This window comes from Brevibacterium sp. FME17 (assembly GCF_014897515.1).
GTDB lineage: Bacteria > Actinomycetota > Actinomycetes > Actinomycetales > Brevibacteriaceae > Brevibacterium.
Map to the genome: position 1 here is coordinate 1 of NZ_JABUYD010000016.1, position 25,443 is coordinate 25,443.

The 25,443-nt window shown below is 63.2% G+C and carries 24 protein-coding genes and 1 riboswitch; of the genes, 15 read left to right on the forward strand and 9 right to left on the reverse strand.

Annotation, left to right across the window (positions count from 1 at the left end; all coding sequences use genetic code 11):
• Positions 1-284: helix-turn-helix domain-containing protein (locus INT40_RS14080; RefSeq protein WP_193096333.1), on the reverse strand; the 284-nt coding region annotated here is incomplete at its 3' end.
• 91 nt (positions 285-375) lie between these two features.
• Here INT40_RS14080 and INT40_RS14085 point away from each other — a divergent pair.
• A complete protein-coding gene (locus tag INT40_RS14085; protein ID WP_101571793.1) occupies positions 376-1,320 on the forward strand; it encodes an EamA family transporter in 945 nt (314 codons plus the stop codon).
• A gap of 38 nt (positions 1,321-1,358) precedes the next feature.
• On the opposite strand, the gene INT40_RS14090 is transcribed toward INT40_RS14085, so the two are convergent.
• Together INT40_RS14090 and INT40_RS14095 are read right to left on the reverse strand one after the other, a co-directional pair.
• Positions 1,359-2,258: an AraC family transcriptional regulator gene (locus tag INT40_RS14090; protein ID WP_219618865.1), complete on the reverse strand. Its 900-nt coding sequence runs from the start codon at positions 2,256-2,258 to the stop codon at positions 1,359-1,361.
• 95 nt (positions 2,259-2,353) lie between these two features.
• Positions 2,354-2,929 (reverse strand): TetR/AcrR family transcriptional regulator, encoded by a 576-nt coding sequence (locus INT40_RS14095; RefSeq protein ID WP_193096334.1) that lies wholly within the window; start codon positions 2,927-2,929, stop codon positions 2,354-2,356.
• A 73-nt stretch (positions 2,930-3,002) separates the two neighbouring features.
• Here INT40_RS14095 and INT40_RS14100 point away from each other — a divergent pair, with 73 nt between their 5' ends.
• The 4 genes from INT40_RS14100 (at position 3,003) to INT40_RS14110 (ending at position 6,500) form a co-directional block, all read left to right on the forward strand.
• Positions 3,003-3,761 (forward strand): metallophosphoesterase, encoded by a 759-nt coding sequence (locus tag INT40_RS14100; RefSeq protein WP_101571798.1) that lies wholly within the window; start codon positions 3,003-3,005, stop codon positions 3,759-3,761.
• 224 nt (positions 3,762-3,985) lie between these two features.
• On the forward strand, positions 3,986-4,114 hold the full coding sequence (locus tag INT40_RS21010; protein ID WP_264298415.1) for a hypothetical protein: 129 nt from the start codon (positions 3,986-3,988) through the stop codon (positions 4,112-4,114).
• A 151-nt stretch (positions 4,115-4,265) separates the two neighbouring features.
• On the forward strand, positions 4,266-5,453 hold the full coding sequence (locus INT40_RS14105; protein ID WP_193096335.1) for a PLP-dependent aminotransferase family protein: 1,188 nt from the start codon (positions 4,266-4,268) through the stop codon (positions 5,451-5,453).
• A gap of 81 nt (positions 5,454-5,534) precedes the next feature.
• Entirely contained in the window at positions 5,535-6,500 is a 966-nt protein-coding gene (locus tag INT40_RS14110) for a DMT family transporter (RefSeq protein WP_101571801.1), read from the forward strand.
• Here the strand turns inward: INT40_RS14110 and INT40_RS14115 are convergent.
• Positions 6,472-7,950, reverse strand: a complete 1,479-nt coding sequence (locus tag INT40_RS14115; RefSeq protein ID WP_193096336.1) for a phytoene desaturase family protein — start codon at positions 7,948-7,950, stop codon at positions 6,472-6,474. The genes INT40_RS14110 and INT40_RS14115 overlap by 29 nt on opposite strands.
• A gap of 194 nt (positions 7,951-8,144) precedes the next feature.
• On the opposite strand from INT40_RS14115, the gene INT40_RS14120 reads away from it, so the two are divergent.
• Positions 8,145-8,396 (forward strand): hypothetical protein, encoded by a 252-nt coding sequence (locus INT40_RS14120; protein ID WP_101571805.1) that lies wholly within the window; start codon positions 8,145-8,147, stop codon positions 8,394-8,396.
• A 38-nt stretch (positions 8,397-8,434) separates the two neighbouring features.
• Here the strand turns inward: INT40_RS14120 and INT40_RS14125 are convergent, their stop codons facing one another.
• Positions 8,435-9,115 (reverse strand): uridine kinase, encoded by a 681-nt coding sequence (locus tag INT40_RS14125; RefSeq protein ID WP_193071690.1) that lies wholly within the window; start codon positions 9,113-9,115, stop codon positions 8,435-8,437.
• Positions 9,116-9,127: 12 nt separating this feature from the next.
• Entirely contained in the window at positions 9,128-9,844 is a 717-nt protein-coding gene (locus tag INT40_RS14130; RefSeq protein WP_226831358.1) for a TenA family protein, read from the reverse strand.
• Positions 9,835-9,941, reverse strand: a riboswitch (TPP riboswitch). (Overlaps the previous gene by 10 nt.)
• Positions 9,942-10,006: 65 nt before the next feature.
• On the opposite strand from INT40_RS14130, the gene INT40_RS14135 reads away from it, so the two are divergent.
• The gene (locus INT40_RS14135) at positions 10,007-10,369 is read left to right on the forward strand and encodes a VOC family protein (RefSeq protein ID WP_101571811.1); all 363 of its coding nucleotides are present in this window, start codon (positions 10,007-10,009) and stop codon (positions 10,367-10,369) included.
• Positions 10,370-10,445: 76 nt separating this feature from the next.
• Here the strand turns inward: INT40_RS14135 and INT40_RS14140 are convergent, their stop codons facing one another.
• Positions 10,446-11,879 carry an MFS transporter gene (locus INT40_RS14140; protein WP_193071689.1) on the reverse strand — a complete coding sequence of 478 codons (1,434 nt, stop codon included), beginning with the start codon at positions 11,877-11,879 and terminating at the stop codon, positions 10,446-10,448.
• Between the two features lie 217 nt (positions 11,880-12,096).
• Here INT40_RS14140 and INT40_RS14145 point away from each other — a divergent pair, with 217 nt between their 5' ends.
• From INT40_RS14145 to INT40_RS14155, 3 genes are all read left to right on the forward strand, one after another.
• A complete protein-coding gene (locus INT40_RS14145; RefSeq protein WP_193071688.1) occupies positions 12,097-12,612 on the forward strand; it encodes a HutD family protein in 516 nt (171 codons plus the stop codon).
• Positions 12,613-12,939: 327 nt separating this feature from the next.
• On the forward strand, positions 12,940-14,292 hold the full coding sequence (locus INT40_RS14150) for a hypothetical protein (RefSeq protein WP_193096337.1): 1,353 nt from the start codon (positions 12,940-12,942) through the stop codon (positions 14,290-14,292).
• Between the two features lie 259 nt (positions 14,293-14,551).
• Positions 14,552-16,039, forward strand: coding sequence for a catalase (locus tag INT40_RS14155; RefSeq protein ID WP_193071686.1), 1,488 nt, complete (start codon positions 14,552-14,554; stop codon positions 16,037-16,039).
• Positions 16,040-16,179: 140 nt separating this feature from the next.
• Here INT40_RS14155 and INT40_RS14160 read toward each other — a convergent pair whose 3' ends face one another.
• A complete protein-coding gene (locus INT40_RS14160) occupies positions 16,180-17,802 on the reverse strand; it encodes an amino acid permease (protein WP_193096338.1) in 1,623 nt (540 codons plus the stop codon).
• Positions 17,803-18,277: 475 nt separating this feature from the next.
• On the opposite strand from INT40_RS14160, the gene INT40_RS14165 reads away from it, so the two are divergent.
• Genes INT40_RS14165 through INT40_RS14185 form a run of 5 tightly spaced genes read left to right on the forward strand, consistent with a single transcriptional unit; the run spans position 18,278 to position 23,400 of the window.
• Positions 18,278-19,642 (forward strand): glutamine synthetase family protein, encoded by a 1,365-nt coding sequence (locus tag INT40_RS14165; RefSeq protein WP_193096339.1) that lies wholly within the window; start codon positions 18,278-18,280, stop codon positions 19,640-19,642.
• On the forward strand, positions 19,623-20,438 hold the full coding sequence (locus INT40_RS14170) for a gamma-glutamyl-gamma-aminobutyrate hydrolase family protein (protein WP_319021998.1): 816 nt from the start codon (positions 19,623-19,625) through the stop codon (positions 20,436-20,438). The genes INT40_RS14165 and INT40_RS14170 overlap by 20 nt, the downstream gene beginning before the upstream one ends.
• Positions 20,435-21,787 (forward strand): aldehyde dehydrogenase family protein, encoded by a 1,353-nt coding sequence (locus INT40_RS14175; RefSeq protein WP_193096341.1) that lies wholly within the window; start codon positions 20,435-20,437, stop codon positions 21,785-21,787. Before INT40_RS14170 ends, INT40_RS14175 begins: the two co-directional genes overlap by 4 nt.
• Positions 21,788-21,838: 51 nt before the next feature.
• The gene (locus INT40_RS14180) at positions 21,839-22,630 is read left to right on the forward strand and encodes a 3-oxoacyl-ACP reductase (protein WP_193096342.1); all 792 of its coding nucleotides are present in this window, start codon (positions 21,839-21,841) and stop codon (positions 22,628-22,630) included.
• Positions 22,627-23,400, forward strand: a complete 774-nt coding sequence (locus INT40_RS14185) for a FadR/GntR family transcriptional regulator (protein ID WP_193096343.1) — start codon at positions 22,627-22,629, stop codon at positions 23,398-23,400. The genes INT40_RS14180 and INT40_RS14185 overlap by 4 nt, the downstream gene beginning before the upstream one ends.
• Before the next feature lie 23 nt (positions 23,401-23,423).
• Here INT40_RS14185 and INT40_RS14190 read toward each other — a convergent pair whose 3' ends face one another.
• Entirely contained in the window at positions 23,424-25,370 is a 1,947-nt protein-coding gene (locus tag INT40_RS14190; RefSeq protein ID WP_193096344.1) for an aconitate hydratase, read from the reverse strand.
• Positions 25,371-25,443: the final 73 nt, after the last annotated feature.

Below are 25,443 nucleotides of genomic sequence, written 5' to 3' on the forward strand. Positions count from 1 at the left end.
AGCGCAGTACCGGGACTTCCTTCTTCAAGCCGCTTGACATCTATAGGAGCATCACGGGCGATCGCAGAGGCCACGTCCTTGCCTCCCGAGGCGAGAAGTCTCCCGGCCCTCGTCAGCTTCAGTCCGCGACCCTCGGGTTCGACGACCTCGTGCCCCAGTTCTCGTGCTGCCTGTTTGAGCTGCTGAGAGACCGCCGATGGTGTGCGGTACGTGGCTCCGGCTACGGCGGTCACGCTGCCGAGTTCGGCGAGGCGCCGCAGCAGCTCAAGGTGTCTGGGGTCCATGTCCCAATGCTACAAGTGTTAAGTCAGGCTACAAATACATTGAAGAACATGTCGATTGTGTCAATTGTGGTGCTGACTCGAGAATGGAGTCATGTCCTTCAAGCACTGCCTTCTCGCCGCCACGGTGGCGGTGATGTGGGGATTGAACTTTCTGGCGATCGATTTCTCGCTCGAGCAGTTCCCTCCCTTCTTCCTCGTTGCTCTGCGTTTCGCCGTACTTGCGCTTCCGGCACTGTTCTTGGTCCCGAGACCCGATGTGAAGTTCCGCTGGATCGTGGGTTATGGAATGGGTTTCGGGCTCCTGCAGTTCCTGTTCCTCTACTGGGCGATGGCAGCAGGAATGCCTGCAGGACTGGCCTCACTCGTCCTTCAGGCCTCGGGGCCATTCACTGTGCTGTTGGGGATGACGTTCCTGCGGGAGAAGGTGCGCGGTTCGCAGATGGTGTTTCTACTCGTCGCGATGGCCGGTCTTGGAGTCGTCGGGTGGCAGAGATTCGACTCGAATGCGAGCTTCCTGCCATTCCTGCTCACCGTCGCAGGTGCCTTTGGTTGGGCGATCGGAAATATCTGCAATCGTCAGGCCCATTCCGTTGAGCCGGTGAAGTTCACAATGTGGATGTCGGTGATCCCACCGGTGCCTATGCTGCTTCTCGCTCTGGTGGTCGAAGGTCCGGCCAGAATCGGAGAGTCGTTGACGACGCTCATGACCCCCACTGGTTGGCTGGGTCTGGCAGGACTTGCGTACACGGTCGTCATCGCTACGATCCTTGGGTCCGGAATCTGGTCGTGGCTGATGTCGCGCAATCCTGCCGGAGTCGTCGCCCCGTTCTCGATGCTCGTGCCAATCGTCGGCATGAGCACCGCCTGGTTCGTCCTCGGCGAGACGGTGTCCTTGGGTGAGCTGTTCGGAGCGGTCCTCGTCATCATCGGTGTCCTCGGCGCAGGGATGCGAGCGGCGAAGGGGCACAAGATACTCGCCGAGGCAGTGTCCACCGGCATGGACTCCGTTGTCGACGTCCCAGCTGGGACGCGGTGAGCGCCCGGGTGCACCGGCGAGGGCACCCGGGCATATCGTCATCCGCGTTCGACCGGCATCCACAGTTCGGTCGTGGCGGTGCTGAAATCTTCCGACCGTTCGGCAATCGCCACGATGGACGGCCCCGGCCGAAGCTGCCACGGATTCGAGGGGAACCACTCACTTGCCGTCGCCGCCCAGGTCGTCTGAAGGGCTTCGGGGTAGGGCCCTGAGGCGGTGAAGACCGCCCAGGTGCCTGCCTCGAGGGCGATGACATCGAGGTCCTTCGGTGCCGAGGCGTCTGACCCGACTGCGACTCCGTGCAGGTAGGTGAGCTCGGTGCCCTCGCGGTGGTCCGGGTCGACATGGGCCGTGACCTGAAGGAGCCCACGGGGTTCCATCTCGCTGAGGGCCTTGAGCCGAACGTGCTCGTCATCAGGCAGTGACGAGATGTGTTCGCGGATGTGCGGATTCTCGCCCTCATGGATGAGAGGCACGCGCGCGGCATGGCCGATGAGTGAGAATGCTGGTTGTTCGGTGATTCGAGTGTCCATGGAGGATGTCCCTTCGATCGTCAGGCGGAACCTGATGGTTGGTTGACTGCGAAGGGGTCCACCGCTGCGCCGCACCACTGCAGGGCTCGTGCCGTGGACCGAGCGGAATGCTCGTCCGAATGCTTCCGCCGAACCGTATCCGAAACGGACGGCGATGCCCAGCAGTTCTCGCCCGGCGACGACCTCAGCAGCGGCCACAGTCATGCGCCGTCTGCGAACGTATTCCGACAGCGGCATTCCCGACAGGGACGAGAACATGCGCCGGAGGTGATATTCGGTGGTGCCGATCTGCGCCGTCAACGTCTCGAGGTCGAGGCCCGGATCGAGCGCAGCGTCAGCAGTTCCGTCGCCTCTGTTCAGATCCGATTCGATGAGGTCGATGAGCGTATTGAGTTCAGCGATCACGATGTCTCCCTTCGCTCATCAATACTTCCAATCGCCGAGCCTGCTCCGCCCGATAGTTCCGGTCCGATACTGTCGTGTTTCGGCTCCATCTCTCGTTATGTGCTCGACTTCTGTTCTAAGAGCTCGAGCATTCCGTTGATGGCGTCGGCCATGGGCTGGGGGTCGCCGAGTGCACGAGAGATGACGTAGCCGCCCTGAACGGTCGCGATCGCGGCTGTTGCCCGCTGTTGGGCCTTCGTTCGGTCCATCCCGTCTTCGGCAAACACATCGGTGACGATGGCGATGAGCTCCACGAAGTAGTCGGCGATCAGGTTCTGCAGTTCGGAGTCCGACATGACGGCGGCATCAGCAGTGAGCCGGCCGACTCGGCACCCGGCCACTGCATCTCGGGGATGGGACAGGTACTCGCGGATACGTTGCGGCGGAGTTGAGGAGGCGAGCAGTGTCGAGCGTGCCGACTCCAGCATTTCTTCGACGGTGCGAGTGACCGCTGCCAGGGAGAGGTCCCGCTTCGTCGGAAAATGGTGATAGAGACTGCCCTGCCCCACGCCGCTGCGCTCCAGGACCTGGCGCGGTGTAGTCGCGGCTACACCGTGCTTCCAGTGCAGATCTTGGGCGGCCTTCACCAAGCGTTCCCGGCTAAGGGTGCCGGTGGTATGTTTCGTGGTCATTGTGCCACTATACAAGCGTGCATACCTATAGGTATGGTCAGCTGTACAGTCATCTTGACAGACGGGACCGACCATGACTCGAATTGCTCATCTCAGCGACACTCACCTTGACGGCGGACCAGCTCGAGCCAAGCGCCTGCGCAGAGTCCTCGACGCGGTCCACGACCTCGCCGATATCGATGCCATCGTCGTGACCGGCGACATCGCCGACCACGGGGAAGTCGCGGAATACCAGCAGTTCTCTGAGCTGATGGAAACCGAGCTTCCAACGCTTGTCGTTCCCGGAAATCACGACAGACGTCAGGACATGGCGCATTTCATGACGCCGACGCAGCAGGAGCGGTTCGACTCGGTGCAGACAGTCGGCGATGTGACCATCATCGGCCTCGACAGCCTCATCGAAGGCGAAGACGCGGGATATCTCAACGCGGTGACCGTGGAGTTTGCGAACGAGGCAATCGCCGCCAGTCCCGGGCCTGTCGTGCTGGCGCTCCACCACCCACCCGTCGCGATCGGACACTCGGTCATGGATGGCCTTGGGCTCCGCAACGCCGACGATCTCAGGGATCTCATTGAGGCGAATGACTCGGTCATCGGGATGTTCACAGGGCACGTGCACTGTGCCGTAGCAACGACCTTCGCCGGCCGGCCCATGCTGGGGGCGCCGGGAATCGTATCGACCATGCACCTGGTGGAACAGCCGGACCAGATCGCCGATGACAGCGCACTGCCGGGGCTGGCTGTCCACACCATTGATCCGAGCCAGCGCATCACCACCCGCTTTCACACACTGAGCCCAGAGGAGGACCCGGCGCATAAGGTGGGACTATGACCAGCGTCGAAGACAGCTTCGGGTCTGAGCGCGCGCTTGCCGCCTGCGGATCCGAGAAGACATCCGGCATCCTGGAGATCAACCGCCCCGACGGCTGAGCCGGGCTGTGTCGACGCTTTCCACTTGATGTCACTCAGCACCGCTACGATTGGGGCGAAACGACCGGACGCCGCGGGCGCTGGGTAATCCGTGACTGGTCACAGGTGGCCGAGGAGTTCGACTGTGTGAATGTCAGCCACGCAGGATACCTGTGCATTGCCGGTGCGGCCGTCGACGTCGGCGACGACAACCTGGTCGACGATCCGTCGTCTCTGCCGACGACAGGCAACACCGACGACTGGATGCGAGCCTGACTCGCTTTTCTGATATCGCTGCTGAACCACCACACGGACACCGGTGACCGCGCTCACGATTCGACGCTACGATCACCTCATCACCACTGGTGAACCACACGGATCCGTGAGCGGGGCTGCAGGTTCGTCACCACGTTTCAAGGGAGAAGAAGTGTCTCGCAAGTTCGCCGATCGCATCGACCGAGTACAGCCGTCCGCCATCCGCGAGCTGCTCAAGTACGGCGATGACCCTTCCATCACCTCCTTCGGCGGTGGCTACCCGGATGCCGCGCTCTTTCCCGCCGCCGAACTCCAACGGATCTATACCGACGTCCTGGCCACGGAGAGTGCGACCGCTCTGCAGTACACCGCCTCGGCGGGATTGCCGAGTCTGCGTGCGCAAATCGCCAAGCGAATGTCGAATGCGGGAGCGGCAACCGATGCCGATGATGTCCTCATCCTCCATGGAGCCCAGCAGGGCCTCGACCTCGTCGCGAAGCTGCTGATCAATCCCGGCGACGTCATCCTCACAGAGAACCCGACCTTCCTCGGCGCCCTCATCGCCTTCAACCCCTGCCAACCTGAGTACGTCGCCGTCGAGATGGACTCCGATGGCATGGACGTCGACGCCCTCGAAGCAACGCTGAGGGAGACAGGCAACGTCAAGTTCATCTACGTCATCCCCGACTTCCAGAACCCGACGGGCGTGAGCCTCAGCCTCGAGCGCCGCAAGCGCATCATCGAATTGGCCAATGAGTTCGATGTGCTCATCCTCGAGGACTCGCCTTATCGCGAGCTGCGCTTCGAAGGCGAACAGCTGCCCACCCTGGCCTCACTCGACACCGAGCACCGAGTCATCCACCTTGGCAGCTTCTCGAAGATCCTTGCTCCAGGCGTGCGCCTGGGGTGGGTGAGCGCGGCACCGGAGATCCTGGACAAGCTCAGCCTGCTCAAACTGGCCGCCGACACCCAGTCGTCGACCCTGAACATGACCGCGGTGACACGGTTCCTCGAGACCGTCGACATCGACGACCACATCTCGGCGATGCGTGAGGTCTACCGCGCCAAACGTGACCTCATGCTCTCGACCATGGCCGAACATTTCCCCGCCGAGGTGGCTGTGACCAGACCCGAAGGTGGACTCTTCACCTGGGTGGCCTTCCCCGACGACTTCGACGCGACCGCGTTCATGGCCGAACACGCCCTGCCCGAAGCCCGAGTCGCCTACGTGCCCGGGGAATCGTTCTTCCCGACCGAACAGCGCAGCAACTTCGCCCGGTTCAGCTACTCTGGTCAGTCGGATGTGGACATGGTCGACGCCCTGACCCGACTGGGCACGATCCTGCGCGAGCACATCTGATCGTCCCTGCTGCGTCCCTGGGCTGCAGTGACATGTGCCGGAGGTAGTGCCAAATCGCAGCCGCGGGCTTACGGTCAACATATGACCGTCGCCCCCAGGGTCGCTCCAGCGCCGGAGCCGCCAACCGCACTCGCCGCCTCGGCGGTGCTTGCCGGTGCGCTGTGCCTGTCGATCTCGGCGATCCTGGTCAAACTTGCGGGTGTGGACGCGGCGACGACGGCCGTGCTGCGGTGCGCGATCGCCGTCATCGCGCTCGTGCCCCTGGCGCTGTTCGAACGCAGGCGCCACAGTGGTCTTTCACGATCTGGCATCCTCTGGGCAATCGCGGCCGGCGTTGCGCTGGGCATCGACTACATTGCGTGGACGGCCTCGATCTACCTCGTGGGTGCCGGCGTCGCCACTGTGCTCGTCAACGTTCAGGTCATCGTGTTGCCCCTGCTTGCCCTGCTGATCGACCGGGAGCGTGTGAGCGTACGCTTCCTCATCTCCCTGCCGCTGATGCTCATCGGCGTCGGCCTGGTCGGTGGGATCGTGTCTCTGGCCGCGGTGGGGGAGAACGCTGTTCTCGGCACCGTTCTCGCGCTTATCGCCGGAATCGGATACGGGGTGTACATGTTCCTCACCCGCCGGGGAACCAGGCGTAAGGCCGAGGGGGCCATTCAGCCCCTGGCCTGGGCGACTGCCTCGGCGGCTGTGACCGCGGCGGTCATCGCCCAGTTCACCGGCGGCATCCACCTCGCGGGGATCGGTCCGAGGTCGTGGATGTATCTCATCGCCTTGGCTCTGCTGGGGCAGGTGGTGGCGTGGCTGTTCATCAACAGGGGAAGTGCCCGGTTGGTGCCGTCGATGACGGCGAGCCTGCTGCTCATCCAACCTGTGCTCGCCCTTGTGCTCGCGGCCCTGATCCTGGGCGAGAAGCTCACTCTGGGGCAGGCGCTTGGTGCGGGCCTCGTCGTCGTGGCGGTGGCCGTGGCCAACGGAGTGTGGCGGATGCGTTCGCACCGGCACCGGCAGGTTATCAGGGAGCCAGGCTCGGGGCCTCGCTGATGCCGAACTGCGTCTTCAACGCTCGCCGAGCCGCGAACCACCCGTTCATTCCGTGGACGCCGGGTGCCGGTGGGGTCGCGGCCGAACACAGGTAGGCGCCGGGGACGCCGAGGCTGTAGTTGTCCCAACTGGTGCGCGGGCGAGCCATCATCCGGTAGAAGGAGACGAGCCCGGTGGCGATGTCGCCGCCGATGTAGTTCTGGTTGTGACCAGCCATCTCTGAAGCCGGGATGGAGTTGTACGTGACGATCGTGTCGCGGAAGCCGGGTGCGAAGCGTTCGATCTGGTTGATGATGTATTCGGCCGGGTCGAGTGGGCAGTCGAAGGGGACGTGGGCATATGTCCACAGTGGGCGTAGGCCGTCCACCTCACGCGCTGGGTCGAAGACGGTCGGGTCGGAGACCAAACTGACCGGGTGGGCTGGCATGCGCCCGGCGATCACATCCGCCTCGGCTGCGGCCATCTGTGCCCGGGTTCCGCCCACATGGATGGTGCCGGCGCGGTTGATATTAGGGTCGGCCCAGGGCACGGGTCCGTTGAGGACGAAGTCCACCTTGGCTGCGGCGTTGCCCTGCTTGAAGGACCGCAGCGACTTGGCGACCTTGGCCGGGATGAGGCCGGAGAAGATCTGTGCCGCGTTCAAGGCGGAGGTGTCGAGGAGATAGGACCGGGCAGCCGGCATATCGGAGACATGATCGATGCGCGCGTTCGTCGTCACAGACCCGCCGTGGGCTTCGAGGTCGGCAACCATGGCGTTGATGATCGCCTGCGAACCGCCCACAGGCGACGGCCATCCGGCGGCGTGGGCGACGGTCGAGAGCATGGTGGCCGTGGCAGCTGTGCCCATGGCCGGCAGTCCGCCGATCGCGTGCGCGGCGACACCGGTGAACAGGGACTGGGAGGTCTCATGTGAGAGCGGAATGTTCCAGGCCGGGCTGGCCTGGGACAGCAGCCGCAGCCCGAATCTCATCACATTGGCGATGCCGGGAACATCGCGCAGCGTCTCCGGAATGGAGCGTTTGTCACCGAGGGACAACCAGATCGCATCATCGACGCGTTCGAGCAGCGGGGCGAAGAAGCGCCGCCATTCGGGTCCGGCCGCGCCGAGGTGGTCGACCGTTGTATCGAGATCGTGGAATGCCAGCGCGGCGGGCTGATTGTCCAGAGGCTGAGCGTAGGAGACCTCCGGAGTGGTGAACTCGAGGCCCCGGGAGCGCAGGTCGAAGTCGACGAAGAAGGGGCTCGAGATCGCCAAGGGATGCACGGCCGAGCAGATGTCATGGGTGATGCCAGGGGCCAGGCCCAGGTCGAGGGTGCGTGCGCCGCCGCCGATGGTGGACTGGGCTTCATAGACCTCCACAGACAGGCCCGCCCGAGCCATGGTGACCGCGGCGGCCATGCCATTGGGCCCGGATCCGACGACAACCGCATCTACCTGGGGATTGCTCATGGGTTCATTCTAGGGGAGAGGACTGACACGACCAGGGCGAGGACCGGCATGAGCAGGGGCGAGCGGTGGACTTTCTCTTGCATCGAACATCCCAGGTACCCCCATGGCTCGCCAAGCTTTCAGGCGTAGCCTCAAAGTACATCGCGAGTTGCGCAGACGGCGTCGACGGTGATCAGGATCGAAGGTGATCGGCGATGAGCACATTGAACATACGGGAGCGTCGGGGGACGCTGCCGACTCGGCTGGTGAAGACAGCCGGCTTCTTCCTCGCTTTCAGCATGGTGGCATTCGCCGCTGTGAATATTCTGGCGAACATGTTCCAGCACACTTTCGTCATGATCGTCGAAACGGTGATTGTCGGAGTGCCATTCCTCATCGCAGTAGGCTGCGCCGTCGCTGCGATCGTTGCGAAGATCGTCAAGCACAATCAGCATGCCCCTGTGTGAGGCAGATGGTGCGTTGCCTGCCCCTTTCTAGTTCTCGGCTACTGAGTTATCGGTGGCCCTGCTCGTGCGGCAAGGCGGGGGTGTGCCAGATCCTCGTTGTCGAGGACCCATGTCGCCATCTCCCACGGCGAGCATTGTGCGAAATAGAGCCGCTGCCCGCCGACATAGCGATGGTTGGACTCTGCCTCGGGATCAGGATCGTACTGCCCGGAAAAGCGCTCGTTCCCGCGCGGAACAGAGACCGCGAAAGGTACCTGCACCCAAATGCTGGCGTCCCACAACTCACGGAGCTCAGGCCGATGGAGGAAGATGCCATCCACGAGAAGGACGCAATCCTGTGGCAAGTCGAGACTGGAATGTGCACTCTCGATACTGGCATCGGCAACAACATCCCAAACGGCTGTGACAACAGGCAGCCCCTGCTTGAACGCAGTCGCGACTGACCGCTTGAGCGCTGGGTAGTCGTAGGAGTCACGGTAGAACGACTCGGGTCCTCGCCCCCTCGCATACCGGGTCGAACGTGGGTGATGGAAGCCGTCGATGCTCAGCGAAGCAACAGAGCGGAGCCCATCCTGGGCAGCCAGCCGAACAAGCTCCCCGGCGAGAACGGTCTTGCCCGCTCCGTCGACCCCGTCGACGGCGATGAGGCTCCGCCCACCAGAATTGATCTCGCGGATCTGTGCAAGCAGCTGCCGCAGAACCGCACGACGGGTACTCACCTGGTGCCGCCCTCAGTCGAGCACATGGGCCTCCTCGAAGAACGCCAACTCCACATCAACCGTCCGCTGCCAGAGGCGCGCCAGCCGGGCCCGGGCCGTGGCGGATTCAGCCTCGTCGCCGGTGGGAAACACCCTCTCAAGTTCGTCGACGAGGAACTGCACCCAGGCACGGAAGTCCACACCATGATGCAGCTCGATCCATCCGGTGTGAACGTGGCGACGGGGCATCGGCTGCTCGCGCTCGCCCCAGTCGAGGTAGAGCCATTCGGCGATGACGAGCACGACGAGCAGGTCCGGGTAAGAGGCAGAAACGACCGCGTCATACATGATGGTGCGAAACCGCGCGGTCGGATCGGTCAGCACCGGATCGTCGTATTCATCGGCACTGGCACCCACCTCGGCGAAGGCCCGAAGGAAGTAGGAATTCTCATCTGCTTCGAGGAATCCGAGCTGTTTGGAAAACCGGAGTTTGGGGCCGATGCCATCGGCGTGGGCGACGCAGGCGCCGAGCATCGACAGGAACGATTCGAAGAACTGATAGTCCTGAATCAGATACTTCTTCATCACGGAATCGTCGAGGGTCCCGGCGAACAGTTCCTTAACGAACCTGTGCCCGACCGCGGCGTCCCAGGTGGGAGCGGTCGCCGCTCTCAATGTCGCCACCGGCCCGCCTGGGTTCAGGTGAATACTGGTGCTGGTCTGCTGTGGGACGTCGTTCATCCTTGTCATCTCTCACTTCCTCCGCCGGTGCTCACCGGATCAGGTTCGAAGGGTCTGCTTGCGCACTCTCAGCACCGGTCTCGTCGGCGCTCCCCTGTGGTGTTTCGAGCCTAGCACCGGCGAAGCACCTGTGCCCTTCACCGTGACACCGGTGGCGCGTAGACTTCCAGCATGGCAATCGCAAAGCAGCCCGTCGTCGTTCTCGACGCCCCTGACGCACGCGAACTCGCGGAGTTCTACGGTCAACTCCTCGACTGGCAGGTCAGAGTCGATGACGACGGCACCTGGGCAGAGATCACATCAGATTCCTGGCCGCCGATCTGCTTCCAGCAGGTCGAGGACTATCACGCCCCCAGCTGGCCGAGCCAGGCCCACCCACAGCAGATGCACCTCGACGTCGTCGTCGATGACCTTGATGTCGCCGAGGCAGCAGTGGTCGAACTCGGTGCAGGGAAGGCAGTTGACCAGCCAGGCGAGACCTTCCGCGTCTTCCTCGACCCGGCAGGTCACCCGTTCTGCATCGTTCTGAACTGAGGTTGTCACCAGGGTGGGCCGCCCCTGGGTGCGCTCGCCCTCTGGGTGTTTCAGACCCTGAGGAGACAGCACCGGCTCAGGTCGCTTCGGTCTCCTGGTTGAGCTCTTCTGCCAAGTCCTCGGCCTCTTCCTCCGAAGCCGCCGACGGAGTCGATCCCCACAGCGGACGACCATTGCTCTCTTCCACGAAATGGATCGCAACGAGTCCGATGATTCCCGCGGCCACGAGGTAGATCGCCGGCCACATGAGGAAGCCGGTGGCGCTGATGAGGCTGGTCATCACGACCGAGGTGGTGCCGCCGAACAGTGAGATCGAGATGTTGAAGGCGATCGCCAGCGCACCTGCTCGCACCATCGTCGGGAACAGGGAAGGCAGCGTCGAGGGCATCGTCGCGCTGAAGCAGATGAGGCTGAGCCCCATGATCAGCAGACCGAGGAACACGATGATGTCGCTATGACCGCGGATGAGCATCAGAGACGGGAATGAGAGCACGATGAGTGAGATCGATCCCGCGCGCACAACTGCCTTGCGGCCCACCCGATCAGAGACCTTGCCGATGACCGGAATCAGTCCGAGACAGACCGCCATAACGAGGATCTGCAGAATCTGGGACGTGAGTTCTGAGACCCCGCCGCTGCCCTGAATGTCTTGGACCATCGGGAAGTAGAGGGGAATGAATGAGGTCAACATGTAGTTCGTGACGTTCCACGCCAGGACCAGACCGCAGCAGGCCAGAAGGTTGGGCCACAGCGCGAAGATCTTCTTGAACTCGCCCTTCGTGCGGTTGCTGGATTCTTCCTGTTCGGAGAGCTTCTCCATCTCTTTGTATGCCGGGGTGTCGGCGAGTTTCGTCCGCAGGTAGACGCCGACGAAACCCAACGGCAGGGCGACGAAGAAGGGAATGCGCCAGCCCCAGGTCTCCAGGAAGCCTGTGGTGGATACGGCCTGCATGATCGTGGCAACCAGAGCGCCGAGGACGTAGCCGGTGAAGGTACCGACCTCGAGCAGGCTGCCGAGGAATCCTCGGCGCCGATCCGGTGCGTATTCGGCGATGAACGTCATCGCGTTGCTGTACTCGCCGCCGGTGGAGAATCCCTGCAGGAGTCGGCAGGCAAGCAGAAGGAAAGGCGCCCACAGACCGATCGTCGCATAGTCAGGGATCACGCCGATGAGGAAGGTGCCGGCTGCCATCATGATCATCGTCATCGCCAGGACCTTGTTGCGGCCGATCCTGTCCGCCAAGGGGCCGAAGAACATTCCGCCGAGCGGGCGGACAAGGAAGGCGACTGCAAAGAGCCCGGCCACGATGACATGGCCGATGGGGCCGGAGTCCTTGGGGAGGAAGATGCCCTCGATGACGACGGCGAGGTAGCCATAGACGCCGAAGTCGTACCACTCGGTGACGTTTCCGATCGCTGCTGCTCCGATGGCACGTTTCGTGACATCGGGTTTCGTCACGGTGATCTCTTCTGGGCGCCAGCGCTTGCGGACGTTGTCTGGTCCGAACATGTTTTTCCCTTCCGATTGCCGGGGGAGAGACACACGAGAACTGCTGTTCAGGGCACTTGAGAATCACGCGGAGGAAACCCCGGCGTGCCTCTCTTCTGTATGGGTGATGTTTCCGCTGTATCTGTTCGCAACCCGATCGTTATGGGCAAAACGCACGTTCCAAGGCTAGTCCTCTGCGCTCACTTGGCAAGTGGTGCGCCGCGACTACAGTGATCACATGCGCGTGATCACTTCATTCGACGACCTCGAACCGGTTCCCTGGGCCAATGGCGCGGGGGAGACGACCGAGCTCGTCTCGCTCACCGATTCGCAGGTCCTGACACCGGCCCTTCGGCGCTGGCGCCTGAGCATCGCGCGTCTGGACCGTCCGGCTGAGTTCTCGCTTCTGCCCGGCATGGCGCGCACCTTTCTTCCCACCGGCGCCGAGGTGGTCCTTGAGATCGACGGTCACAGGCACCCGGTGACGCCGGCCGAGCCCGCACTATTCCGTGGTGAGCAGAAGGTGTCCCTCGTCGGATTGGGCACCCCGTGCTTCGCGCTCAATCTTATGGTCGAGATGAACAAGAGGCTCGGCTCAGGTCAGCGTGGACTGGAGCTGTCGACGCGATTCACCGGCACCGGGCTGTTCGCAGTGACCTTGGATTCGGTCCCCGGGTACCCGAGATTCCAGTTGCTGGAGCTCGAGGAATCGGACGTTCTTCCGGACCACCTCGGCGTGGCCGTCCTGCACTGAGGCACAGGTCGTCGCAGACACCGAATCCGGACCTGCGAATATCATGCGAAGCGCATGTCCTGTGCGTCACATTGACCATCATCGTTGCAGGTCAGAGGCCTTGGGGCGACTTCCTGTTCACAGTGTTGTCCCAGCTTCTACGGGGGTGGGTCAGGAACTCCGGAAATCGACGGACGATACTGGACTCAGGGACCAGTCATCGGAGGAACTTTGGGGTCGAATCAGAATGAGTCAAGCAGATTGAATGGGCACGACGGATCAGCGTCCGATCACGACGGATCAGCAAAAGATCACCACAGATCAACCTCCGGAGTCGGTGATTCCGAGATGATCGTGCAGGCATCTCAGACCCTGCCTCTGATCACCGAAGAACTTGCAGCCGCCCACGCCGAGAATGCTCATTCGACACCGACGACGACCCCGCATGTGACCACACCGGTGATGCCGCCGAATCCCATCCGACGCGAAGAGTCGCCGGCGTCGGCGACTCGGATGAGGCAGGAGGACACAGCTGCCGTCGGCACACCTGCGACGGCAGCAGACGCAACCGCGACGGTCGTGAACGACACTGCTGATCACGGTGACTCGACGGCGAAGAACGACGTGGTCGAGAAGAAGGAGAAGAACGAAGGCAGGGTCTCAGCGACCCAGCTTCTCGCCGGTGCGGCGGCCGCGGCCACCTCATCGGTCATCGGCGGACAGTTGGGCGTCGCCGGAACCGTCGTCGGCGCGGGCGTCGCGAGCATCATCACCGGGCTAGCTGTGACGCTCTACACCAGCAGCCTCGACAAGGGCAAAGAGAAGATCAAGGAAGTCGGCTCGAAGCTCGCCCCAGCGGTCAAGGCGAAATCGCCTGGCGCCAAGACGCAGCGATCCGCCGCGGTAGGCGACCAGGCCTCAGGAGCTCTTCGGGCTACCAGCACCTTCGGTCATCTGAGCGATGAAACGGCCGCTGACAGAAGTGACGCAGGTGCGCCAGATTCCGGCTCGCCTGATGCCGATACAGCAGCCGCTGAATCGGAGACAGAAGGCAGTGACGCCAAGTCATGGTGGCAGAAGCTGCGTCGCAAACGGGTGCTCTACCCGGTGGCCATTGGAGTGGCGACATTCGGAATCGGATTGGGCGCCGTCGTCATGGCCGAATCATTCACCGCTGCCGACATCTCGCCCGGCACCTCGCAGATCTCGCGGTCCGTCACGGGGAATTCGAGCTCCGGCGATGAGTCCAGCACCTCGCAGGACGGCGGGTCAACCTCCAACTCGGATTCCTCTGGGTCGGCCTCCCAGTCCGGCCAGAACCCGAATCAGGGAAGCGGGAACGAGAGCTCGACGACGAGCGAAGGGCAGTCCACCTCGGCGAGCGACGGCGGCTCCGCCAGTTCCGACAGTTCCGCGACCGCTGATCAGACGGGAACCGAGCAGGCAGGAGACACCGGCAGCAGTGACAGCTCTTCGGGATCGAGCACCGACTCGAGCGGCTCCAGCAGCACTGGCGCAGACACCTCGGGAAGCGCGAGTTCGAGTGACGCTTCGGGATCCAGCTCCGACTCACAGGGCAGCAGCTCCAGCGGCTCCGGCGGATCAAGCTCCAGCTCAGGCTCTGGATCAGGCTCTGGCAGCGATGCCGGTGGGGGATCCAGTTCAGGCGGAGACGGAAGCGCCGCGACCGCGCAGGGCTGAAGACACTCCCCCCTGTGGTCAGACCAGAAATGCCGGTCTGGAATATTTGGGAGGGTGGCCTTGGTTGAACACTGTGAGGGACGTGGCTAGCGTGAAAATTGGTGACGACAGTTTTCTGTCCGCTGCCAGGAACTCGATATCAGGGGAGTCGATGTCGACCTTTCGCATCAGCATGCTGATGCGTGCTGCTCGTCCTATGATGGATGTAGTGGACCGGGAAGAATGACCCCCCGTCGCTCAATCGGTTGAAGGAGAAGCTATGACAAAACACGCTGATCATGAACATCCAGGATTCGACGGCACGAAGCCCTCGACGACCGAGTCGGGTGCCGCTCGAGAGTCCGACGCGCATTCGCTGAGCGTCGGAGCAGATGGCCCACTCCTCCTCCACGACGTCGCACTCGTTGAGAAGCTGGCCCGGTTCGACCGCGAACGCGTTCCCGAGCGCAGCCCCCACGCCAAGGGCTCCGGTGCCTTCGGTGAGCTTGAGATCACCGCAGACGTCTCCAAGTACACCCGCGCAAAGTTCCTGCAGCAGGGCAAGAAGACCGAGATGCTCGCACGGTTCTCCACCGTTGCTGGTGAGCTCGGATCACCCGACTCATGGCGCGATGTGCGCGGATTCGCACTGAAGTTCTACACCGAAGACGGAAACTTCGACATGGTGGGCAACAACACCCCGGTGTTCTTCGTCCGCGACCCCATGAAATTCCCCGACTTCATCCACTCCCAGAAGCGCACCCCTGATTCGGGTCTGCGCAGCAACAACATGCAGTGGGACTTCTGGTCGCTCTCGCCCGAGTCGGCACACCAGGTCGCCTACCTCATGGGGCCCCGCGGTCTGCCCAAGACCTGGCGGAACATGAACGGCTACTCCTCGCACACCTACATGTGGGCGAACGAAGCCGGCGAACGTTTCTGGGTCCAGTACCACTTCCACACCGATCAGGGCGTGGAGAACATGAGCAACGAGGAAGCCGGCAAGCTCGCCGGTGACGACGCTGACATCCACCGTCGCGATCTGTTCGACGCGATCGAGCGCGGCGACTACCCGTCCTGGACCGTCAGCGTCCAGATCATGCCCTACGAAGAGGCCAAGACCTACCGGTTCAACCCCTTCGACCTGACTAAGACCTGGTCGAAGAAGGACTACCCGCTCATGGAGATCGGTAAGTTCACGCTCAACAAGAACCCGTCGAACCACTTCGCACAGATCGAACAGGCTGCGTTCAGCCCCTCGAACACCGTGCCGGGCACCGGAATCTCGCCCGACAAGATGCTCATGGGCCGTGTCTTCTCCTACCCAGATGCGCAGCGCAACCGCATCGGCACGAACTTCAACCAGCTGCCGGTCAACGCGCCCATCACCAAGACCAACTCCTATGACAAGGAAGGTCAGATGGAGTACCACCATTCAGGTGATGCTCCGAACTATGCCCCGAATTCCTACGGCCGCCCATACCAGGCCGAAGAGACTCAGGTCGAGGCACGGTGGGAATCCGACGGCGAGCTCGTCCGCAGCGCAGCCACTCTGCACGCCGAGGATGACGACTTCGGCCAGGCGCACACCCTGGTTCGTGAGGTCTACTCCGAAGAAGAGCGCCAGGGCCTCATCGAGACCGTCGTCGGTGCACTGAAGGACGGTGTTGAAGAGCCCGTGCTCTCCAACGTCTTCGCGTACTGGCGCAACATCGATGAAGAGGTCGGCCGCGCAATCGAGGACAAGTACAAGTCCGAAACCGCGTGATCTGACTGGCGGCAGCGGCATCAGCCCAGCGCTGAGGCCGCTGCCGTCCTTCTTTGAGAACTCAGCAACCCTCCGGGCGCTGAACAACTCCGCTTTGGAGTGGTCAGCGCCTGGAGGGTTGCTTTCTTGTGTGTGCGAGCTCAGTCGTCGATCTCGTCGAGAAGCTTCTTCTCATCGATGGCCAGCTGCTCCTTGTCGAGATGCTGCATGAAGTGCTTCTTGCCCCGGGCGTACCAAAGTACGACGCTGATGACGAGCACCCCGAGGACAGCGATGGGGGAGTAGTTGAAGGTCGAGATCGTGATCGGCAGGGTGGGTGGCAGCACGAAGAGGATGCAGATCAAGATCACCCAGACGACAGCGACCCACCCGATGACTGCGCTCCACCGTCCCAGATTCCAAGGGCCGGCCTTGAATCCTTTGCCCTTGAGCCGACGCAGCAGAACGGGTGCAACGTAGGCGATGTAGAGCCCGATCACCGCTACGCTCGTCACCGCCAGGTAGGCGGTCTCATTGAACAGCGCCGGCACGGTCAGAATCGAGGACAGCACGATGCACAGCCAGATCGAGTTGGTTGGTGTTCCGGTGCGAGGGTTGACCTTCTTCCAGTACTTGGATCCCGGGATCGCATCGTCACGGGAGAACGCGTAGCTCATCCGCGAATTCGCCGTCACCGATGCCATGCCGCAGAAGAACTGGGCACCGCAGACGATGAAGAGCAGGAATTTCGCCATCGTCGGGTTGTTCAAGGCATCGAGGAACACCTGCGCAGGCGGCAGGCCGGTCGCGGTGGCGTTGAGCGCGGTCAGTCCGGCTTCGGAACCGTCCTGAATTGCGGCCGTGATCGAGTACAGCAGGATCCAGCCGCCGATGATCGAGATCAGGACGCTCATCACGATGCCTTTGGGAGCGGCAGTGGAAGCGTTCTTCGTCTCCTCCGCCACGTGAGCCGAAGCGTCATACCCGGTGTACGTGTACTGCGCCATGAGCAGACCCATGAGGAAGACGAACGGCATGAACGTGAACCCGGTTTCGTTGTGCCACGCCGTCATGGTCCAACTGAACGACTGATGTTTCGTGGGCATGATCCACAGGGCGGCGACGATGACGAGCACACCGACGATGTGCCACCAGGCGGAGACGCCGGAGAGCAGGTTGACCAGGTTGACGCCGAAGGTGTTGAGCAGACCGTGCAAGGTGATGATGACGAGGAACAGGATGAAGGTGTTCAACGCGGTGGGCACCACGCCGAAAGTCAGTGCCGCGAAGGCCATCATGGTCGTCGCCGCACCGTAGTCGATAGCAGCGGTGACAGCTACCTCGCCGAGGAAGTTGAACCATCCGACATACCAGGCCCAATGTCGTTTGTTGCGTTTGGCCAGACGCCCGGCCCAGAAGTAGAGTCCACCCGCCGTCGGGTATTTGGAGCAGACTTCAGCCATGGCCAGGGCCACGCAGAGGACGAAGATGCCGACCAGCGGCCATCCGATCGTGATTGCGGCCGGCCCGCCCGAACCCAGCGCAATGCTGTAGGAGGTGATGCAGCCGGCGAGGATCGAGATGATGGAAAAGGAGACCGCGAAGTTGCCGAAGCCCGACATGCCGCGCTTGAGTTCCTGCTTGTACCCCAGCTCGGCAAGACTGGCTTCGTCAGCGCTGAGGGCCGGGGCCGCACCTCCCTGAGCGCCGGTGCCATCGGGAGGCGTCGGCCCGGGAGCCGCCCCGGATGTCGGTTCAATGGGTGGAGGGGCTTCATTGCTCATGGAGAACACCGTTCTTCTCGAAATGATTGCTTCCGCGGGCCAAACCCATATGGCCCAGATCTGCGACCCGGAGCGGTCGTCGCTGACCTACCGGCGTCGTCGGAATCTGGCCGTTGTCTATCGGGTGCAGATGCCGAGACCCAAGCGTGCGCGTCCTTGTGGAACGTGACTGTGGAACGCGTGCGGCAGTCACGAAAATAGTGCGTGATGCAGTTCACAACTCTGTTCTGACGTTGAGCCTGTCACCGTGCAAATGGTTTGTCAATAGGTATTTGTTCAGACCGCAAGGCCGCGCTGTCATCAATTTTCCCTTATGTATTGCGCATGAATGGTTCGGTAGCATACCTTAAATGGGAGAGTCTTCCTGAACTGCCGCAAGGCACGACCACCGCAACGATGCGTGACCACCACCGGGATGCAGTCCATCGCAAAGATGCGTACACATCGCGAAGGTGGGCTACCGAGAAGAGGAACCATGAGCGTGACTTCATCAGATATGACCCTGGAGCAGCTGCAGGCCGAGATCGCCGCCGGCCGCGTCGACACTGTGCTCGTCGCCGCCACGGACATGCAGGGTCGCCTCCAGGGGAAGAGAATCACGGGCCGATTCTTCCTCGACGAGGTGATGGACAACGGCACCGAAGGCTGCAACTATCTCATGGCTGCCGATGTTGAGATGAACACCATCGACGGGTACGAACTCACCTCTTGGGAACGCGGCTACGGCGATCTCATGTTCGTCCCCGACTATTCGACTCTGCGTCGCATCCCTTGGCACCCGGCGACGGTGATGGTCCAGTGCGACCTGGCCTTCGTCGACGGCTCACCGCTGACCGTCTCCCCACGACAGGTCCTCAAAGCACAATTGGAGCGACTTGAGAATTTGGGCTATTCGCCCATCGGCGCCACCGAACTCGAATTCGCCCTCTACAACACCGGCTACCGGGAAGCCATGGCCAGTGACTACCGCAACCTCGAAGCCGCCAGCACCTACAACATCGACTACTCCCTCTTCGGCACAGGACAGGTCGAAGGCTATCTGCGCCGTCTGCGCAACGAAATGGACGGAGCCGGCCTCTACACTGAAAGCGCCAAGGGCGAATGCAACCTCGGCCAGCTCGAGGTCGGATTCCGCTATACCGACATGCTCGCCACCTGCGACAATCATGTCGTCTACAAGCTCGGCGCGAAGGAGATCGCAGATCAAGAGGGCAAGTCGGTGACCTTCATGGCCAAACCCAATGACCGTGAAGGCAGCTCATGCCACATCCATATGAGCCTCAGTGACACCGCGGGCACACCGGTCTTCCCCACCGGCCACGGCACCGAGATGTCAGAGACGATGAAGCACTTCGTCGCTGGAGTCGTCGCCACCCAGCATGACTTCACCTACCTCTACGCACCGAACATCAACTCCTATAAGCGCTTCGCCGAGGGCTCCTTCGCCCCCACCGCCGTCGGCTGGGGATGGGACAACCGAACGTGTGCCGTGCGCATCGTCGGCCACGGTCGGGCACTGCGCTTCGAGCAGCGCGTGCCCGGCGCAGACGCCAACCCCTACATTGCGAGTGCAGCACTCATCGCCGCCGGAATCCACGGACTCGAGAACAAACTCGACCTGCCCGAAGCGCTCGCCGGCAACGCCTACACCCAGGACGTGCCCAACATTCCGCGTCGCCTCCACGACGCCGTCGCGGCCTTCGAATCCTCCGACGTCGCTCGCCATGCCTTCGGCGACGAGGTCGTGAACCACTACAGCCATGCGGGCCGTGTTGAGATGGCAGCCTTCGACGCTGCAGTCACCGATTGGGAGGTCCGGCGTGGCTTCGAGCGTCTCTGACCCGGTCCTTGATCCTGCGACGCGTCGCCCGCTCATCGGACTGCCCACCTACTACGGGCGCGGACAATTCGGGGTTTGGGACCGAGACGCGGCCTTCCTGCCCAGCGTCTACGTTACTGCCGCGACTCGGGCCGGTGGCCGCGTCGTGCTCCTGCCTCCGGAAGATCCCTGGAGCCTCGCCGAGGTGGCCGAGCTCGACGGCATCATCCTCACCGGAGGCGATGATGTCGATCCCGCCCTCTACGAGGCGCAGCGAGACCCCCGCACCCAGGTGGCGAACACGCGTCGCGACTCCTTCGAAACCACCCTGTACCGTCACGCCCGCACCGCGAAAGTACCGGTCTTCGCGATCTGCCGCGGAGCCCAGATCGTCAACACCGTTCACGGCGGAACCCTGCACCAGCACCTGCCCGACCTCGACGGCTACGACGCTCACGAGGCACCGAAGAAGGACGAATTCGCCGAGGTGGCAGTGCGAACCGCACTAGGTACCGCCGTGTCCGGCCTGATCGGAGACGGGACCACGGTCCGGTGCCATCATCACCAGGCCATCGACCGCCCAGGTGAGGGACTGATCGTGAGCGCACGCTCCGACGACGGCTGCATCGAAGCCCTGGAGACACCAGACGGTTCGATGCTCGCGGTCCAATGGCATCCGGAGGAGACGCTGGACGATCTGCGCCTGTTCACCGGCCTCGTCGAAGCCGCGGCCCGACGCGCGAGCACAGCACCACCGAACACCACGCCAGCTACGACGCCCACGACACCCCAGACAAAAGCGGAGGCTCAGCGATGACCGAAGTGATCAACCCCGCGACAGAGGCACTCATCACCTCGGTCGACGCTCACAGCGCAGAGGCGACGAAGGATGCGATCGGCCGGTCCGCCGACGCTTTCACACGGTGGCGGGCCACAGCACCGGCCGAACGGGCCGAGCTGCTGCGTGCCTTCGCTCGCGCCGTCGACGCCGACATCGACAATTTGGCCGCGCTTGAGGTTGCAGAGGCCGGGCACACGATCGGCAACGCCCGGGGCGAGGCCGGAAACGTCCGCGACGTCCTCAACTACTTCGCCGGCGGAGTCGAGCGCCACCTCGGCGACCAGATTCCCGTGGCAGGGGGAGTCAACATCACGTTCAACGAACCACTCGGAGTCGTCGGCATCATCGTGCCGTGGAATTTCCCGATGCCCATCGCCGGATGGGGTTTCGTGCCCGCGCTCGCCGCGGGAAACACTGTGGTCCTCAAACCTGCCGAGCTGACCCCGCTGACGGCGATCCGCCTCGGCGAACTGGCCCAGCAGGCAGGGATTCCCGCCGATGTCTTCCAAGTCATCCCCGGCAAAGGCTCCATTGTCGGTCAGACCTTCACGGATGACCCGAGGGTCGCGAAGATCGTGTTCACCGGATCGACCGCGGTGGGTGAGAAGATCATGGTCGACGCGGCGAAGACGATGAAACGCACAACGCTGGAACTCGGCGGCAAATCCGCGAACATCGTCTTCGACGACGCCGACCTCGAACTCGCAGCGGCCACCGCACCCTACGGGGTCTTCGACAATGCCGGCCAGGACTGCTGCGCCCGCTCGCGCATCCTCGTCCACGACTCCGTCTTCGACCGTTTCATGGAACTCCTCGAACCCGCGGTCTCCGGAGTCGTCGTCACCGATCCCAGCCTCGAGGAGGCAGAGATGGGCCCGCTCATCTCGAAGAGCCACCACGAGAGCGTGGCCGGATTCCTCGACGGCGTCGACATCGCGTTCACCGGCAGCGCCCCGACCGGTGCCGGCTACTGGATGGCGCCGACGGTCGTGCTCCCGAAAACATCGCGTGATCGCATCGTCACCGAAGAGGTGTTCGGGCCCGTTGTGAGTGTGCAGCGCTTCAGTGACGAAGCCGAGGCGATCAGCATGGCCAACGATTCGCCTTATGGCCTCTCTGGCTCGATCTGGACCCGTGATGTGGGCCGCGGACTGCGGGTCGCCCGCGGTGTCGACTCGGGGGCGCTGTCGCTGAACTCCCATTCCGCAGTTCGCTATTCGACCCCGTTCGGCGGATTCAAACGCTCCGGCATCGGCCGCGAACTCGGCCCCCGCGCGATGGACTCGTTCACGGAGACGAAGAACCTCTTCATCGCCACGGACTGAGCAGACTCACCCTCCCCACGAGCACCACCACCAACGGGCAAAGGACACACCATGAACGAGACAGCAGAGCAGATCATCTGCCGCCGCCTCCCGGGGCGCACCGCAGTCGTCACCGGAGGGGGCAGCGGCATCGGGCTGGCCACCGCAAAACGTCTCGCCTCCGAAGGGGCGAACGTCGTCATCGCCGACACCAACACAGACTCAGGAACGGCCGCCGCCGAGGCGGTCGGGGGCCTCTTCGTGTCCACCGACGTCACCGATCCGGACCAGGTGGGCAAGCTGTTCCAGACTACCTTCGACACCTACGGCAGCGTGGATGTCGCCTTCAACAATGCGGGAGTCTCCCCACCGGCCGACGCCTCGATCACGGAGACCAGCCTTGACGTGTGGCGCCAGGTCCAGGACATCAACCTGACGTCTGTGTATCTGTGCTCCCAGGCGGCGCTCAAGCACATGCGTCGGCAGGGACGCGGCTCGATCATCAACACGGCCTCGTTCGTGGCGCTGATGGGGTCGGCGTCCTCGCAGATCTCCTACACCGCGTCGAAGGGCGGGGTGCTGGCCATGTCGCGGGAACTCGGCGTGGAATTCGCGAAGGAGGGCATCCGCGTCAACGCCCTGTGCCCGGGGCCTGTCAACACCGAGCTGCTCCGAGAACTGTTCGCCAAGGACCCGGTGATGGCGGCCAGGCGCCTGGTGCACGTGCCGATGGGACGCTTCGCCGAGGCTTCGGAGATGGCTGCGGCTGTGGCCTTCTTGGCCAGCGATGATGCCTCGTTCGTCACGGCACAGTCGTTCACCGTCGACGGGGGACTGACCAACGCCTACACGACCCCGCTGTGAGTGAGGGAAGCGAAGCGCTCGCCCCCAGCAGCCAGGTGACTGCGCTGCGGGCGATCGCTCCCGCCCGCTCGGGCAACATCTTCGAGGAGACGATCGAGTGCCTGCTCCAGATCATCCGCCTCGGAATCATTCCGCCCGGTCAGCACTTCCCACCCGAACGCGAGCTCGCCGAGCAGCTGAGGGTCTCCCGGGCGACTCTGCGTGAAGCGATCTCGGAACTGCAGACCGCTGGCTGGGTCAATGTCCGCCGAGGTCGTGGCGGCGGAACGTTCGTCTCCCGCAGCCTCGCCGACAGCTGGGGGAACACCACCGCTCATGATCCGGGCGTGCATGAGACAGCCGGGTTCTCACCCGCAGAGGTCGAAGACACCCTGACCTGGCGCCGTGTGATCGAGATGGGAGTCGCCGAGGTGGCTGCTGGGCAGGATCTCACCGCACCCCAACGAAGTCAGCTGGCTGCGGCTATGGACACGAGTCGGCAGTCGAGCCTGGCCGAGTACCGGCGCTTGGACTCCCAGCTGCACCTGACCTGGGCGCAGGTGACAGGGTCACCGAGTCTCGTCCGCTCGATGGTCGAGAGTCGGACCCGGGCGAACAAACTGCTCGAGCGGATCCCGATGATCGAACCCAACTTGGCCCATTCGCACGAACAGCACCAGCGGGTCCACAACGCGATCCTCGCGGGAGACGCAGGCGCGGCCCGCACAGCCATGGCCGAGCATCTCGACGGCACCGCCGCATTGCTGCGCGGCTTCCTCGCCGAACCCTGATTGCGAGTGGCCTCGAGTCGAGTTCAGATCTTCCCGGCCGCCTCCTGCTGAGCGCGTTGGGCGATGCGACCGCCGGCAAGGACCATCTCGACCTGCCGGGGCGAGAGCGTATGGCGGAATTCGAACTGACGTCCGCCCACCTCGGCGCCCACGGTCTTGCCGTCGGCCAGCTCATCGCGCAGTCCCCGGAACTTCAGGACATCGCCCTGGGACAGGGACTCGTAGTCGCTCTCATCTGAGAATTCGAGGGCGAGGACGCCGAAGTTCGCGAGGTTCTGCCAATGGATCCGCGCCAGGGATTTGGCGATGACGATGCGCAGCCCCAGATAGCGCGGGGCGATCACGGCGTGCTCGCGGGATGAGCCCTGGCCGTAGTTCTCCCCGCCGATGATCGCATGGCCGCCGGTATGGCCCGCTGCACGTTCGGCGTAGCTCGGATCGATCTGGATGTAGACGAACTCGGAGATCTTGGGAATATTGCTCCGGTAGGGCAGGACCCGGGAACCGGCGGGCATGATCTCGTCAGTGGAGACGTTGTCGCCGACTTTGAGCATGATCTCGAGATCGATGTCCTCAGGCAGCGGTTCGAAGTCGGGCAGTGAGGAGATGTTCGATCCTTTGACCAACTCAACCTCGCGTGCTTCCTCAAGCGGCAGCGGCGGGACCAGCATGGACCGGTTGGCGGAGAACTTCTCCGGCAGCTTCACCTGCGGATACTCGATGCCCAGCTCGCGAGGGTCAGTGATCTTGCCCGTCAGTGCTGCGGCCACGGCAGTCTCCGGCGAGCACAGCCACACGGCGTCCTCGTCGGTGCCCGAGCGGCCGGGGAAGTTCCGCGGCATCGTGCGGAGGCTGTTGCGGCCCACAGCCGGGGCCTGGCCCATGCCGATGCAGCCCATGCAGCCCGATTGGTGGATGCGCGCGCCGGATCCGACCAGCGAGGTCAACCAGCCACCGGCGATGAGGTCGGCGAGGATCTCTCGCGATGTCGGGTTGATGTCGAGTGAGATCTGCTCGTGGATGTGGCGACCTTCGAGTGTCTCGGCGACGACGGCGAAGTCCCGCAGCCCCGGATTCGCCGAGGAGCCGATGACGACTTGGAAGACGTCCTCGCCAGCGGCCTCCCGCACGGGACGGACGTTGCCCGGCGAGGAGGGGGCGGCGATGAGCGGTTCGAGCTGTGAGAGGTCGATGGCGTCGTGGAGATCGTACTGCGCGCCTTCGTCTGCTTCGATCCGAGTGAAGTCCTCGCCCCGGTCGCTGGCTTCGAGGAAGTCCCGGACCGCGTCGTCGGCAGGGAAGACTGTGGCCGTGGCACCGAGTTCGGCCCCCATGTTCGCAATCACGTGGCGGTCCATCGCGGTCAGGTCCTTGAGTCCCTCACCGTGGTACTCGATGATCTTGCCGACTCCGCCTTTGACGCCGTGACGGCGCAGCATCTCGAGGATGACGTCCTTGGCCGAGACCCACGGGGGCAGTGTGCCGGTGAGTTCGACGCCCATGATCTGGGGTGCGCTGATGTAAAGCGGTTCACCCACCATGGACATTGCGATCTCGAGACCGCCGACGCCGATGGCCAACATTCCCAAGGCCCCGGCCGCGCAGGTGTGAGAGTCGGAGCCGATGAGAGTGGCACCGGGCGTGCCGAACCGCGATTGGTGGACCGGGTGGGAGACGCCGTTGCCGGCGGGGGAGAACCACAGGCCGAATCGCTGCGCGGCAGAACGCAGGAATATATGGTCCTCTGGATTCTTCTCATCGGTCTGCAGAAGGTTGTGGTCGACGTACTGGACAGATGTCTCCGTGCGGATCCGGTCGATGCCCAGCGCTTCGAGCTCGAGCATGACCAGCGTTCCCGTCGCGTCCTGAGTCAGCGTCTGATCGATGCGGACTCCGATCTCGTTACCGGGCTCAAGCGTCCCGGATTCCAGATGTGAGCCGATGAGTTTCTGAGCGACATTCTCAGCCATCGTCACCCTCCTTATGAAGTGGTCGAATTGCTGGTGCAGCACGCTCTCACGTGGTCTGTCCACGTTAGCCCTC

Coding starts and splice junctions, on each gene's coding strand:
- INT40_RS14085 (WP_101571793.1), top strand. CDS start 376: ATGTCCTTCAAGCACTGCCTTCTCGCCGCCACGGTGGCGGTGATGTGG.
- INT40_RS14095 (WP_193096334.1), bottom strand. CDS start 2,929: ATGACCACGAAACATACCACCGGCACCCTTAGCCGGGAACGCTTGGTG.
- INT40_RS14100 (WP_101571798.1), top strand. CDS start 3,003: ATGACTCGAATTGCTCATCTCAGCGACACTCACCTTGACGGCGGACCA.
- INT40_RS14110 (WP_101571801.1), top strand. CDS start 5,535: ATGACCGTCGCCCCCAGGGTCGCTCCAGCGCCGGAGCCGCCAACCGCA.
- INT40_RS14115 (WP_193096336.1), bottom strand. CDS start 7,950: ATGAGCAATCCCCAGGTAGATGCGGTTGTCGTCGGATCCGGGCCCAAT.
- INT40_RS14120 (WP_101571805.1), top strand. CDS start 8,145: ATGAGCACATTGAACATACGGGAGCGTCGGGGGACGCTGCCGACTCGG.
- INT40_RS14130 (WP_226831358.1), bottom strand. CDS start 9,844: ATGACAAGGATGAACGACGTCCCACAGCAGACCAGCACCAGTATTCAC.
- INT40_RS14135 (WP_101571811.1), top strand. CDS start 10,007: ATGGCAATCGCAAAGCAGCCCGTCGTCGTTCTCGACGCCCCTGACGCA.
- INT40_RS14140 (WP_193071689.1), bottom strand. CDS start 11,879: ATGTTCGGACCAGACAACGTCCGCAAGCGCTGGCGCCCAGAAGAGATC.
- INT40_RS14145 (WP_193071688.1), top strand. CDS start 12,097: ATGCGCGTGATCACTTCATTCGACGACCTCGAACCGGTTCCCTGGGCC.
- INT40_RS14150 (WP_193096337.1), top strand. CDS start 12,940: ATGATCGTGCAGGCATCTCAGACCCTGCCTCTGATCACCGAAGAACTT.
- INT40_RS14155 (WP_193071686.1), top strand. CDS start 14,552: ATGACAAAACACGCTGATCATGAACATCCAGGATTCGACGGCACGAAG.
- INT40_RS14160 (WP_193096338.1), bottom strand. CDS start 17,802: ATGAGCAATGAAGCCCCTCCACCCATTGAACCGACATCCGGGGCGGCT.
- INT40_RS14165 (WP_193096339.1), top strand. CDS start 18,278: ATGAGCGTGACTTCATCAGATATGACCCTGGAGCAGCTGCAGGCCGAG.
- INT40_RS14175 (WP_193096341.1), top strand. CDS start 20,435: ATGACCGAAGTGATCAACCCCGCGACAGAGGCACTCATCACCTCGGTC.
- INT40_RS14180 (WP_193096342.1), top strand. CDS start 21,839: ATGAACGAGACAGCAGAGCAGATCATCTGCCGCCGCCTCCCGGGGCGC.
- INT40_RS14190 (WP_193096344.1), bottom strand. CDS start 25,370: ATGGCTGAGAATGTCGCTCAGAAACTCATCGGCTCACATCTGGAATCC.